We start from the raw sequence: 12,471 nt of genomic DNA on the forward strand, positions 1-12,471 counted from the left end.
GTTACGGTGTCGCGTTCAGATGGCCCGCATCCAGCCACGGTTCCAGCCATTGGGTGTGGATGTCATCGGCCAGAACACTGGCATCTGCAGCCAGCGCCTGATGCAGGGGAATGGTGGTTTTCAAACCTTCAAGAGACAGGTCTTGCAGCGCTTTGCTCAGTTTGCTGATCGCGTCTGCACGAGACGGGGCATGGACAATCAGCTTGCCCAGAAGCGAGTCGTAAAAGGGCGGGATTTGATAACCTTCATACAAAAAGTGATCAAACCGGACACCTTCGCCTTCGGGCACGCGTATCTGTCCGACCTGACCCGGAAACGGCATGAATTGAAGCGCCGGGTCCTCGGCGTTGATCCGCACTTCAATCGCGTGCCCCTGTCGCTTGATCTGATCCTGCGTAATCGAAAGGGGTTCGCCCCCTGACACCCGGATCATTTCCTGTACAAGGTCCAGCCCTGTGATCATCTCGGTCACGGGGTGTTCGACCTGAATACGCGTGTTCATTTCGATAAAGAAGAACTCATTCGTGGCGCTATCATACAAGTACTCCAGCGTACCTGCGCCGACATAGTTGACAGATTTAGCCAGGGCGACAGCAGAGGCGCACAGGCTGGCGCGAGTTGCGTCCGTCAGACAGACGGCACCGGCCTCTTCCCATACCTTCTGGCGTCGGCGCTGCATCGAGCATTCACGTTCAAAGCAATGGACCACGTCGGTGCCATCACCCAAAATCTGAACCTCGATATGGCGCGGGGATTGGATTGCGCGTTCCAGATAAAGCCCGCCGTCTCCGAAGGCGGCCTGCGCCTCGGCTTGCGCCTGCGGGGCCATCTGCGCCAACTCCTGTGCATTCTGCGCGACGCGGATGCCCTTTCCACCGCCCCCGGCCGAGGCTTTGATCATCACCGGATAGCCGATCTGTTCCGCGACATTCAACGCGTCATCAGTTGTCTCCACCCGCCCCTGAGATCCCGGCACGACCGGTACGCCTGCGGCTTGTGCCGCCTGGCGGGCCGACACCTTGTCGCCCATGCGGTCAATCGTTTCGGCAGACGGACCAACGAAATGCATCCCTGCGGCTTCGACTGCGCGGACGAAATCTGCATTTTCAGCCAGAAACCCATATCCGGGATGAACTGCGTCGGCACCACAGTCCTGCGCCGCCTGAACCAACCCGTCAATGTTCAGATAGGAGTGAGCCGCCTGCGCAGGTCCGACACAGATACTTTCGTTAGCAATGCGGACTCCAAGCATGTCGCCATCAGCCTCGGAATACGCCTGAATTGTGTGAATCCCCAATCCTTGCGCCGCGCGATTGATGCGCACCGCAATCTCTCCACGATTGGCTATGAACAAGCGCTTGATGGCCATAAGGTCAGCTGTCCAGTTGTGCCAAGGTCTGGCCGGCTGTCACAGCGGCCTCGTTTTCGACCGTGTAGCCCGCGAATGTTCCTGCGGCATCGGATTTGATCTCGATGAAGGTCTTCATCACCTCGACCAGCCCGATCACATCGCCGACGGCGACAGCATCGCCTTTGGATTTGTAAACAGGCGCATCAGGTGAGGCCTGAGTATAGAACGTTCCGGGCACGGGCGATTTGATCTCTGCCATCGGTTATCTCCTACGTGTCGATTAAAGCGTCGCGACGATTTCGCCAGCGGTTGCGATGCGAATTCCGTTGTCTGTCAAACCTTTACGAATAGCCCGGCCCATCTCGAGCGCCCCGGGCGTGTCCGAGTGAAAGCAGATCGATTCAAATTCGATCTCAAGCTCATCACCTTCAACCGTCGTGACCCTGCCGGTCTTGCAGGCCTTTACGCATTTCTGGGCCACCTGCTCAGGGTCGGGGCGACCTACCTTACGGGCAAATACGATAGAGCCGCTGTTGTCATAGTCGCGATCGGCGAAAAACTCGCGGATCACCGGGTGACCAGCCCGCTTCGCGGCAGAATAGGTCTTGGAAATCCCCATGCAAAACAGCAAAGCATCGGGACTGATCGCCTGCAGTGTGTCGACAAGCAACTGTGACAGGTCCTCGTTCACCGCCGCTTCCATATAGAGCGCACCGTGTGGTTTGACGTGCTGCAACGGAGCCCCATACCGGCGCCCGAATTCGCGCACAGCACCGATCTGATAAACCATGTCATTGATCAGTTCGGCCGGATCCATGTTGATGTAGCGCCGCCCAAACCCCCTCAGATCGGCATACCCGGGATGCGCCCCAAGCCCGACACCATGGGTCTGTGCCAGCTTGGCCATACGGTCGATGGAGTTGGGATCGCCTGCATGAAACCCGGCGGCGACATTAGCCGAACTGATGATCTCCATGATTTTGTCTTCAGGGGCATCGCCCAGTACCCAATGGCCGAAACCCTCGCCCATATCGCAGTTCAGATCGACGATCTCTCGCATCCGCCTAGCCCCTAATTCCAATGCACGGAGCTATCATTGTCTTTTTATCCAAAATTGATATTTCTTTTTTTCGCTCACGCATTATCATTATTCCTGATATTTCTTCCGAGTGATCTCACCGTGAATTTCAAACATCTGAAATATTTCGTCGCGACTGCGGAAACCGGACAGGTCAGCCGCGCGGCCAAGCTGTTGTCAATCTCTCAATCCGCCGTCACCGGGGCGATCCGCGAACTCGAGGCCATACTTGGCGCGGCCCTTTTCGTGCGCCGCGCGCAGGGTATGGAGCTGACTGAGGCCGGACAGCAATTCCTGCATTCGGCGCGAGACATTCTGGAACGTTTGGATGCGGCCCGTGTGTTGGATCAGCGCTATTCAGATGTGTCCGGTGTGATCCGTCTGGCGGCAACCTATACGGTGATCGGTTATTTCCTGCCCTATCATCTGGGGCGTCTGACACAGCTCTATCCCGGGCTCGACATCCAGATTGTCGAACTGAACCGTCAAAGCATCGAGCAGCAATTGTTGAGCGATCAGATCGACATGGCCGTGGCGCTGACCTCGAATATTCAGAACCCGACTATCGAAACAGTCACACTGCTGAAGTCACAGCGCAGATTATGGCTACCCACCGGCCACCCGCTGAGCGCAAATGACCCGGTCGCTTTGCAGGACATCGCTCGTGAGCCTTACATCATGCTCACCGTGGACGAGGCCGCGCATACCAGCATGAAATACTGGAACGCGCATAATTGCGCCCCCGACATCAAGCTGCGCACATCGTCGGTCGAAGCCGTACGGTCGATGGTGGCCAATGGCCACGGTGTCACGATCCTGTCGGACATGGTCTATCGCCCCTGGTCATTGGAGGGCCGGCGGATCGAGACAGTCGAGACCCGTATCGACATCCCGACCATGGATGTTGGCATGGCGTTTCGCAAACAGGCTACCCTGTCTGACGCAACGCGCGTGCTGCGAAACTATTTCAACGACACGTTCCTGTCGCCCAAGCCTGTATTCTGAGACCGGACGAGACCAAAACGTTGCTTGCAGTCAGCTGATTTTCTTGCAACCAATGCCGACAATGATTGTTGGCCTTGGGCTGGTTGCGCCCTTTTTCGTCTATATTCTCGCAGGCGTCATCGCCGAAAGACTCCTCCGGCTTTCAGCCGAGGGGCAGAAATGGTTGGACGCGTTTGTATTCTACATCGCACTACCCGCATTGCTGTTCCAATCGGTTCGGGACCTTCCTCCCGGCGCGTCGAACATCGTCGGGTTCCTGACGCTGACCACAATGGCAACCGGGCTGATGTTCGTGTTTGGTTGGGGCACAGGGCGCTTGTCCAAGCCCGAACATCATGCCGCCGTATACGGGCTGTCGGCCAGTTACTCGAATATCGGCTACATGGGCCCGACATTGACCGTCGCAGTTCTTGGACCCGCTGCAGGCGCCCCGGCGGCCTTCATTTTCTGCGCCGATGTATTGCTGATCTTCACGATCTGGCCGGCGATGATCCGAGATGACGGTCTTTCACTCCGAGGGCTCGTGGGGTCTCTGGGTCAGGTCATACGACATCCGTTCATCCTGGCGACACTCGCGGCGCTTGTGTTTGCCGCCAGCGGGCTTGGCTTACCCGCGTTCATCAATACACCGTTGGACGGATTCCGAAATGCGGCGGCTCCGGCCGCGCTGTTTTCGCTGGGCCTGACTCTGTCGCGCCACAAGGCCAACCATCTGGATGTCCCATTAGGGACATGCCTTTTCGGCAAACTGGTGCTGCACCCTGTGTTGGTGGCCTGCATCTTCCTGATCTTTGGCGGTTTTGATCCTATATGGGTTGCAACGGCCATCATCATGGGCGCTCTGCCACCGGCGGCAAATGTCTATGTCATGGCGCGTGCCGAAGGCATAAGTGTCGGACTGGCGGCCCGCGCCGTGCTGTTTGGCACCGCGCTTTCCGCCGTTAGCCTTCCGATCGTCATTTCACTTGTCGGATGACTGCGACATGTGTCGCACTCTGATTTACGATCTAAAATAAAGACTTATGAAACACGCAGCACCGTAGCCGAGGCATTGACGTTGCACCACATTCCAATTCCCTACCTTGTCACTTCGGATCGTACACATATCCGATGCCACGCACGGTTCGGATAATTTCCGGCTTTTCCGGATTTGTTTCAAGCTTGCGGCGTAGCCGGGAAATCCTGATATCGATACTGCGATCAAACGGGTCCCAGGACCGGTCATGCGCCTGTTCCAGCAGTTGGTCCCGGTTCAGCACACGACCCTTGTTTTCCGCGAACACTTTCAACAAGCTATATTCCATCGCCGTCAACTGAACCTCAGAGCCATCTGCCGCCAGCAGCTTTGCTGCCTCCAGATCCAGCGTAAACTCGCCAAACATAGCACCGTTACCTTCCGATTGCCCGGTTTCCGGTGTACTTCTGATGGCCTCGCGCCGGATGATTGCTTTGATCCGGGCCTCCAGCTCCCGAAGGTCCACCGGCTTGCCAAGATAATCATCCGCGCCCATTTCCAGACCAATGATCCGGTCCACTACATCGCCTGCTGCAGTCAGCATTATGACTGGGGTCGTGTTTTCAGGACGCAGTGATCTCAGGATAGACAGACCGTCCTCCTTTGGCATGTTGATGTCCATGATCATGACATCAACTGTATCCACCGAGAGAATGTCGCGAAGTTCCTGCCCCCCAGATGCTGCCGACACCTTGTAGCCGCGTTTGCCAAGATATTCCTGCAGCATTTCGCGAACATCCACCTCGTCATCACAAACCAGGATATGGTTGACTTGTTTATCCATTATGAGTGGTCCTTTTGGTCGGCCAACAACTTGCCGACAAGTGTCCTCAATTCGACTGGCGACACCGGCTTTTCCAGATAAGGCAGACCGGATTCCTGTAACAGCGCCGACGAGCTTTCCCCCATCGTGTCGCCCGTGACATAGGCCGTCCGAGTCAACATGTCCGGGAATTGGGCCTGCAACGTCTCGTAAATGCGTCGTCCATCGACATCAGGCATGTTCAAATCGCTGATAAGGACATGGTACCTCTCCCTCTGCAGACAGCGGATCGCTTCTTCTCCAGAGGTCACAAAATCGACGTCAAACCCGTCTTTCCTCAGAATTTCAGCGTTCAGTTCACCGACTTCAGCCTCATCGTCCACGACCAGTACCCTGCGATTTGCCAAAGGCGAACCAAGCGCTGCAGGTGTTTCGGTGTCAGCGGCCTGATCGGCCGCCATTGGCAGCGTGATCCGAAAACAGGTACCGGACACCCCGGACGAGTCGAGCCTTATCTGACCCCCATGAGCCAGAATGATGCGGTGACAAAAGGCCAGACCAATCCCGGTGCCTTCTCCGACTTCTTTGGTCGTAAAAAACGGTTCAAAAATACGGGGGCGAAGCGCTTGCGGGATACCGGGCCCATTGTCCCGGACCAGCACTTCGACCATCCTCGTCTCGGGCTTCGCTGTGGCGGAGAGCTCAATAAAATCTCCGTGCCCAGAGGCGTTTATCGCCTGTTCGGCATTGATAATCAGGTTGATGATAACCTGTGTAATCTGATCCGCATCGACCGCAATCGGCGGCAGCCCAACGGGGAGGCTTTGCCGGATCGAGATGTCACCGGATTTGCCCCCATATCCCACCACATCAGCTGCGGTTTCGATCACACTGGCCAAATCCACGGGCTCGATCTTACTGGGTTTCTGCCGCGCCATGGCTAGAAATGTCTTGACGATTTTGGCGCACCGCTCCGCCGATTTGCCGATCTTCTCGATCCTGACTGTCAAATCGGGATCGGTGATCTCTTCCTTCAGCATAAGCGAATGCCCAACCACGACCGATAACGGGTTGTTCAATTCATGCGCCACGCCAGCAAGCAATTCACCCAGCGCGGACATCTTTTCATTCTGGAACAGCAATTCGCGTTGTTTCGAAAGCTCTTCTTCAATGGCCAGCTCATCCGTCAGGTCCCGCGTATTCGAGACAATCACTTCTTCCCCGTTGAATTCGATCAAGCGCGAGGAATCCGCCGCCCAAAATCGCCGCCCATTTGCATCGATGAATTCGACCCGCCGGTCTTTCAGCGATTTTGCCTCGCGCAGCTCGTGCAAGTATCGTGCACGTTCGGTCGGATCGGCGTAATAGGTTTTCGAACTTGCCGAATTGCCTAAGAGCGCAGTCATCTCCGGTGTGGCATAAAGCACTTCACCGGTTTCCGCTTTCGTCATGTTTATTGCGGCGGGGTAGGCCTCCAGAACTTGCCGGATCAAGGCATCCGCCTCTTTCTGGACCGTCAGATCGATGATACTGGTGACAATGACGTCTTCGCCTTTGTAGTCGATCAACTGCGATGAGATCGATGCCGGAAACACCTGCCCCTTGGCGTTCAGCAAATCCAGCTTGTAGTCATCAACCCGCCCATCAGCCAGCAACTGCGTGACGAAATCGGCGCGATCATCCGGCGTGGCATAATGTTCGCGGGCCGACTTGGCAGGCCCGAACATCTCCAGCGCGGCGGGCGAACGATACAGTAGCTGCCCATCGCCAATTCTGGCCATGGTCACCACGGCGGAACTCGCATCCAATACTTTCCGGATCAAAAGATCGCCGTCGCGTTCTTCGACTTCGATCCGCTTCCGCTCGGTGATGTCTTCCCGGGTGACGACAAACCCACCCAACTGGGTGGGATGGACAGACACTAGGTATGTGCGCCCATCAGTTTCAGTCAGCTCGAAATCCTGGATGAACTCGATCCCGTTGGCCAGCCTGTCCGACACCCATTTTTCTTCGTTGCCGATGGCATCGGCATAGATGCCCCGGCGCGCTGTCTCGCGCATCAGGATTTCCCAATCCAGCCCGGGTTCCAGCAGATCGCGTACGCCTTTGTTCATTTCAGCATATCGCTGATTGAACATCACAAGCCGACGGTCATCGTCATAAAGGGCAAACCCTTCTTTCAGCGACTCGATGGCATCACGCAACAAATCGCGTGCTTTCTCGATTTCCTTGAAATCATTTGCCATACCAACCGTCATCCCAACTTTCTAAAACATGGGTGTTTCAGTGCTGTTTCAATACCCAAATCTCGTGTTTCAATTGTTTCAGAACATCCCCTCTGAAACCGCTAGAAAAACCTCGATCTGAAACTGACTCGATCAATACAAAGAACCTGGCGTGTACTAGTCAGTATAACGCGCGGTGGTCCTTCCACCATCTTTACAGTTTGGCTCTGCGCGCCATGTCAAAAATGTGAAGTTTCAAACCTAATAACGCGGGGGCACGAGACTGGCGCGCTCTCGTTACATCTCACAACAAGGCAAAGTAGGAATATATTCTCAATTAAGGTGTCTTGGACGCAGCGCGCCCTTTTTTTGACGCGATGTGTGCACCAACAGTTCGAAATGGCTAATACAGAGCCCCTAAACGCCGTCAGCTCCGGGCGCCGTACCGGGCCATAAACATATCAACGGCCTGCAACGCGACTTCGTCGATTTCGTGCTGGCCAAAGCTGCTTTGAATTCCAAAAGCCGCACGCCCCCACAGCCGCACCTTGCACAGTTCCGAGAACTGTTCCGCCGCCATGTGAATATCTTCGATGACCAGCTCGCCCTTAGCCACGGCTTTTTCAAGATAAGCAGCCAGGTGATTGGTGCCGTTTTTTGGCCCGGCCTCGTAAAAGGCCTTGCCCAGTTCCGGGAACCGGTCCCGTTCCGCAACGCATACACGAAAAACCTGCTGAGCAAAGTCAGAGACCAGAAACGCCGTCAACTGGGTGGCGGCAATCGTCAGAACCTCGCGTGCCGGTTTCGTCTCGTCTATCATCGACAGAATGCGTTGCGCCATCAGGCTGCATTCTGTTTGCGCAACTTCCGTGAACAACAGGCGTTTATCGGGAAAATAACTGTACAGGGTCGCTTTCGATACACCCGCAGCCCGCGCAATGTCGTCAACACTGGCGCCTTCGAACCCATCCGCCATGAACACCTCTCGTGCTCCGCGCAAAACTTGATCGAACTTTCGGCCCGTGCGGAGGATGGTGGCGGCTTGGGACATGAGGTCTCCTGACGTGATACTTTTCGTGAATCTATAAACCGAGCGGTTCAGTTTCAACGATTCTCACGTCGCATGACGTGTCCGTGTCTTGACGTCACTTCAAATACCCGTGACTGGATAAGCAAATCCCTTAGGTCTTGAAGCGCGTGCAAACCGTGCTAACACGTTGCACATGGTCGAGATTTTCCTGCGCACCCTGCCCTTCTTCGCAATCATCGGCCTTGGATACTGGGCCGGGCGCAGCCGCTTCTTTCCAGAAGAAGCGACGGCGTATCTGACAAAGTTCGTCTTCTATTTCGCGCTCTCCGCAATGCTGTTCCGCTTTGCGGCGACGCTCCCGTTCGAGCAGATATTCGACGCTCGCCTGATCGTCGGCTACCTGATCGGCACCGTCGCCGTTTATGGGCTGGCAACACTGGTGGCGTATATCCGGGGGCTGGACGTTCCCACTGCCGCAGTCGAAGCGCAATGCGCCGCTATCGGAAATGTCGGCTTTCTGGGTCTGCCCATGCTGGCCGTGCTTCTGTCTGACGCGGCAATCGGGCCGGTCATGCTGGTTTTGACTGTCGATCTGGTGGTCTTTTCCTCTTTGATCGTCATCCTGATCAATGGTGGTCGTGATGGGCGGCTTAGCTTGCAAACCTTGCATCTGATCGGACTGGGCCTGCTTAAAAACCCGATGATCCTGTCAATATCTGCGGGAATGATCTGGTCGGCCCTGCGCATTCCCGTCCCCGGCCCCGCCGTTGATTTTCTGACCATTCTCGGCGGGGCTGCCACCCCCGGCGCGCTGTTTGCGATCGGGGCATCCCTGGCGACAAAATCCGCCGAGCGCGTCGAAATCGCAGGCTGGCTAAGCTTCTGCAAACTTGTCCTGCACCCCATTTGCGTCGCGGCTATGGTCATCTACGTCATCCCGGTTCAACCGTTCACAGCAACGGTTGCCGTGGCCGCAGCGGCCTTACCCGTGGCAGGCAACGTTTACATGCTGGCAGCTCATTACCAGATCGCACCCCACCGCGCGTCTGCTGCAATATTGCTGTCGACCATGATCAGCATTCTGACCGTGCCGCTGGTCATCAGTTGGGTCGGCACCCTCTAGACTTCATCTTTTCAAAAATACTCCCGCCGGAGGCTCCCGCACTTTACGCCAGCGCAACAGGACGCTAGCCATGGCGCAACGCAACACAAGGAATGTTCCTGATGGAAGCTCTTTCAGAAAACGCTTGCTTTGGCGGTGTGCAAGGCGTGTATCGCCATGTGTCCTCGGCCTGTCAATGTGACATGACCTTTGGCCTCTTTCTGCCAGCCGAGGCCAAGGATGGGCCGGTTCCGGTTCTGTGGTATCTCTCAGGCCTGACCTGCACCCATGAAAACGCCATGACAAAGGCCGGGGCGCAGGGCTGGGCCGCCGAACAGGGCATCGCATTGGTCTTTCCCGACACCTCCCCCCGAGGCGAAGGTGTTGCTGATCACGAAGATTATGATCTCGGTCAGGGTGCCGGATTCTACGTTAACGCAACTCAGACCCCCTGGGCTCCGCACTTCAACATGTGGGATTATGTGGCCGAAGAGCTACCGAGCTTATTGGCCGAAAATTTTGCCATCGATAGCGCCCGGCAAGCGATCACCGGGCATTCCATGGGCGGGCATGGCGCTCTGACTCTGGCTATGAACCTGCCCGGACGATACCGGTCTGTTTCGGCTTTTGCACCCATTTCAAACCCGACCGGAGCGGATTGGGGCCGCAAACAGCTCGGGGCCTATCTGGGTGACGATTCCGCAGCATGGGCAAAACATGACGCCTCGTTGATGATGGAAGACAAAGGCTTTGACGGCCCTATTCTGATCGACACGGGCGCCAGTGATCAATTCATGGATTTGCTACGTCCCGAGGCCTTGGCGCAAGCGATTGCAAAACGTCGTCAACAAGCCACCTTCCGCCTGCAACCCGGTTACGATCACTCTTACTTTTTCGTCTCTTCCTTCATGGAAGATCACATAACCTTCCACGCCGAAGCGCTGTACGGGGATTAAAGTATGAGCGATTTCGACTATGACCTTATCATCATCGGATCGGGCCCATCGGGACGGGCAGCTGCAATTCAGGCGGGCAAGCTGCAGCGTCGCGTTTTGGTCATTGACCGCAAGGATCGGTTTGGCGGCGTATCAGTTCATACCGGGACAATCCCTTCGAAAACTCTGCGCGAGACGGTTCTGAACCTGTCCGGCTGGCGCGAGCGCAGCTTTTATGGCCGCTCCTACCGGGTCAAGGATCAGATCAGGGCAGAAGACCTGAAAGCGCGATTGCACATGACGCTGGACCACGAAGTGGATGTGCTGGAGCATCAGTTCAACCGCAACCATGTCGAAACCTTGAACGGGCTGGCAAAATTCGCCGGCCCACACGAGATCGAGGTTGCGACCGATGCGGGCGAGACCACGCGCCTGACCGCCGCCAAGTTCCTGATCGCCACCGGGACCAAGACCTACCGTCCGGATTACGTGCCATTCAACGGCAAAACCGTTGTGGATGGCGATGATTTCCTTGAGATGGAGGAAATTCCCCGCTCGCTCTGCGTGATCGGGGCCGGTGTGATCGGCGTTGAATATGCCACGATGTTCTCGGCCCTGGATGTCCGGGTCACTCTGATTGAACCCCGTGACAGCTTTTTGGATTTCATAGACAAGACCCTGATCCATGATTTCACGCATCAGATCCGGGAGAATGGCGTCGATCTTCGTCTTGGATCGGCAGTCGAGAAAATCGAGGACGCCGGCACGCATGTCGAAGTGACGCTGGACAATGGCCGCCACATCCGGGCCGAGATGCTGTTGTTCGCTGCGGGTCGAATGGGGGCCACATCTGCATTGAATCTGGATGCGGTGGGCATCGAAACCGATCATCGAAACCGGATAGGCGTGGATCGTAAAACCTACCAAACTTCGGTGTCACATATTTATGCAACGGGTGACGTGATCGGGCATCCATCTCTGGCTTCCACGTCCTTGCAGCAAGGTCGTGTCGCGGCATGCCACGCCCTTGAAACCCCGACCCTTCCGGAAAGCCCGTGGTATCCCTACGGAATCTACTCGGTCCCCGAAATCTCGACCTGCGGCATGTCGGAAGAGGAACTGCAAGAGCGCGGAATTCCATACGAGGTCGGCGTGGCACGGTTCAGAGAAACGTCACGCGGGCATATTATGGGATTGGAACATGGTATGCTGAAAATGCTGTTTTCCCTGAAAACCCGCCGGGTGCTCGGCGTTCAGATCGTTGGCGAAGGAGCAACCGAGCTGATCCACATTGCGCAGGCGGTCCTGAACCTGAAGGGGACGGTGGATTACTTTGTCCAGAACACGTTCAACTACCCCACTCTGGCCGAGGCATACAAAATTGCCGGACTTGATGCGTTCAACCGGATGCCGATCCCCGAAGAGTTCAAGGTGCGCAAGGCACCCAAGACCAAACCGGCACCCAAACAGGCGAAACAGGCGTGACAACCCTGTATGTGGATGGTGACGCCTGCCCGGTGAAAGCCGAGGCAGAACGCGTCGCCACACGCCATAAAGTTCCGGTCAAGCTGGTCTCGAATGGCGGCCTGCGCCCGTCTGCCAATCCACTGGTCGAAATCGTGGTTGTATCTCAGGGCGCGGACGAGGCGGACAAGTGGATCGCCGACCGGTGCGGCCCCGGGGATGTGGTTATCACATCCGATATCCCGCTGGCCGCCAGATGTATCGAGGCGGGTGCGCGTGTACTGCGACCCAATGGCGAGGCGTTCACAGCCGCCAATATCGGCCAACAACTGGCGATGCGTGATCTGATGGCTGACCTGCGCGCCTCCAACCCGCTGGGACAGCAAGGGGGCGGGAAAACTTTTGGCAAAGCCGACCGCTCGCGCTTTCTGGACCGGCTGGAGCAGGAACTGCGTGCCGCCCGCCGGGTTTGATGCGATTTTCGGAGACCATCGCGCCCCGTA

At 56.5% G+C, this 12,471-nt stretch carries 12 protein-coding genes; 6 read left to right on the plus strand and 6 right to left on the minus strand.

Features of this window, described 5'->3' with window-relative positions; genetic code table 11:
• Position 1 precedes the first annotated feature (1 nt).
• The 3 genes from ACRZ9X_RS16230 to ACRZ9X_RS16240 are packed head-to-tail and all read right to left on the minus strand — an operon-like array spanning position 2 to position 2,411.
• On the minus strand, positions 2-1,369 hold the full coding sequence (locus tag ACRZ9X_RS16230; RefSeq protein WP_480520713.1) for an acetyl-CoA carboxylase biotin carboxylase subunit: 1,368 nt from the start codon (positions 1,367-1,369) through the stop codon (positions 2-4).
• 4 nt (positions 1,370-1,373) lie between these two features.
• Positions 1,374-1,610: an acetyl-CoA carboxylase gene (locus ACRZ9X_RS16235; protein WP_480520715.1), complete on the minus strand. Its 237-nt coding sequence runs from the start codon at positions 1,608-1,610 to the stop codon at positions 1,374-1,376.
• Positions 1,611-1,631: 21 nt separating this feature from the next.
• A complete protein-coding gene (locus tag ACRZ9X_RS16240; RefSeq protein ID WP_480520717.1) occupies positions 1,632-2,411 on the minus strand; it encodes a 5-oxoprolinase subunit PxpA in 780 nt (259 codons plus the stop codon).
• Positions 2,412-2,531: 120 nt separating this feature from the next.
• Here ACRZ9X_RS16240 and ACRZ9X_RS16245 point away from each other — a divergent pair, with 120 nt between their 5' ends.
• Positions 2,532-3,434 (plus strand): LysR family transcriptional regulator, encoded by a 903-nt coding sequence (locus tag ACRZ9X_RS16245; protein ID WP_480520719.1) that lies wholly within the window; start codon positions 2,532-2,534, stop codon positions 3,432-3,434.
• A 61-nt stretch (positions 3,435-3,495) separates the two neighbouring features.
• On the plus strand, positions 3,496-4,410 hold the full coding sequence (locus ACRZ9X_RS16250) for an AEC family transporter (RefSeq protein WP_480520721.1): 915 nt from the start codon (positions 3,496-3,498) through the stop codon (positions 4,408-4,410).
• A 109-nt stretch (positions 4,411-4,519) separates the two neighbouring features.
• Here the strand turns inward: ACRZ9X_RS16250 and ACRZ9X_RS16255 are convergent, their stop codons facing one another.
• The 3 genes from ACRZ9X_RS16255 to ACRZ9X_RS16265 form a co-directional block, all read right to left on the minus strand.
• Entirely contained in the window at positions 4,520-5,233 is a 714-nt protein-coding gene (locus tag ACRZ9X_RS16255) for a response regulator (protein WP_480520723.1), read from the minus strand.
• The gene (locus ACRZ9X_RS16260) at positions 5,233-7,458 is read right to left on the minus strand and encodes an ATP-binding protein (RefSeq protein WP_480520725.1); all 2,226 of its coding nucleotides are present in this window, start codon (positions 7,456-7,458) and stop codon (positions 5,233-5,235) included. The genes ACRZ9X_RS16255 and ACRZ9X_RS16260 overlap by 1 nt, the downstream gene beginning before the upstream one ends.
• A 406-nt stretch (positions 7,459-7,864) precedes the next feature.
• The gene (locus ACRZ9X_RS16265) at positions 7,865-8,488 is read right to left on the minus strand and encodes a TetR/AcrR family transcriptional regulator (RefSeq protein WP_480520726.1); all 624 of its coding nucleotides are present in this window, start codon (positions 8,486-8,488) and stop codon (positions 7,865-7,867) included.
• Between the two features lie 172 nt (positions 8,489-8,660).
• Between ACRZ9X_RS16265 and ACRZ9X_RS16270 the strand changes: the two genes are divergently transcribed.
• The 4 genes from ACRZ9X_RS16270 (at position 8,661) to ACRZ9X_RS16285 (ending at position 12,441) form a co-directional block, all read left to right on the plus strand.
• Entirely contained in the window at positions 8,661-9,590 is a 930-nt protein-coding gene (locus ACRZ9X_RS16270; RefSeq protein WP_480520728.1) for an AEC family transporter, read from the plus strand.
• Positions 9,591-9,691: 101 nt separating this feature from the next.
• Positions 9,692-10,525: an S-formylglutathione hydrolase gene (gene fghA / locus ACRZ9X_RS16275; RefSeq protein WP_480520730.1), complete on the plus strand. Its 834-nt coding sequence runs from the start codon at positions 9,692-9,694 to the stop codon at positions 10,523-10,525.
• Positions 10,526-10,528: 3 nt separating this feature from the next.
• A complete protein-coding gene (gene sthA / locus ACRZ9X_RS16280) occupies positions 10,529-11,989 on the plus strand; it encodes a Si-specific NAD(P)(+) transhydrogenase (RefSeq protein WP_480520732.1) in 1,461 nt (486 codons plus the stop codon).
• Positions 11,986-12,441 carry a YaiI/YqxD family protein gene (locus ACRZ9X_RS16285; protein WP_480520734.1) on the plus strand — a complete coding sequence of 152 codons (456 nt, stop codon included), beginning with the start codon at positions 11,986-11,988 and terminating at the stop codon, positions 12,439-12,441. The genes sthA and ACRZ9X_RS16285 overlap by 4 nt, the downstream gene beginning before the upstream one ends.
• The last annotated feature ends 30 nt before the right edge of the window (positions 12,442-12,471 follow it).

The sequence above is a fragment of the Ruegeria sp. AL1 genome (assembly GCF_056540905.1).

Bases quoted from the DNA above. Each gene is read 5' to 3' on its own strand.
- ACRZ9X_RS16230 (WP_480520713.1), bottom strand. From the start codon at position 1,369: ATGGCCATCAAGCGCTTGTTCATAGCCAATCGTGGAGAGATTGCGGTG.
- ACRZ9X_RS16235 (WP_480520715.1), bottom strand. From the start codon at position 1,610: ATGGCAGAGATCAAATCGCCCGTGCCCGGAACGTTCTATACTCAGGCC.
- ACRZ9X_RS16240 (WP_480520717.1), bottom strand. From the start codon at position 2,411: ATGCGAGAGATCGTCGATCTGAACTGCGATATGGGCGAGGGTTTCGGC.
- ACRZ9X_RS16250 (WP_480520721.1), top strand. From the start codon at position 3,496: ATGATTGTTGGCCTTGGGCTGGTTGCGCCCTTTTTCGTCTATATTCTC.
- ACRZ9X_RS16255 (WP_480520723.1), bottom strand. From the start codon at position 5,233: ATGGATAAACAAGTCAACCATATCCTGGTTTGTGATGACGAGGTGGAT.
- ACRZ9X_RS16260 (WP_480520725.1), bottom strand. From the start codon at position 7,458: ATGGCAAATGATTTCAAGGAAATCGAGAAAGCACGCGATTTGTTGCGT.
- ACRZ9X_RS16265 (WP_480520726.1), bottom strand. From the start codon at position 8,488: ATGTCCCAAGCCGCCACCATCCTCCGCACGGGCCGAAAGTTCGATCAA.
- ACRZ9X_RS16270 (WP_480520728.1), top strand. From the start codon at position 8,661: ATGGTCGAGATTTTCCTGCGCACCCTGCCCTTCTTCGCAATCATCGGC.
- fghA (WP_480520730.1), top strand. From the start codon at position 9,692: ATGGAAGCTCTTTCAGAAAACGCTTGCTTTGGCGGTGTGCAAGGCGTG.
- sthA (WP_480520732.1), top strand. From the start codon at position 10,529: ATGAGCGATTTCGACTATGACCTTATCATCATCGGATCGGGCCCATCG.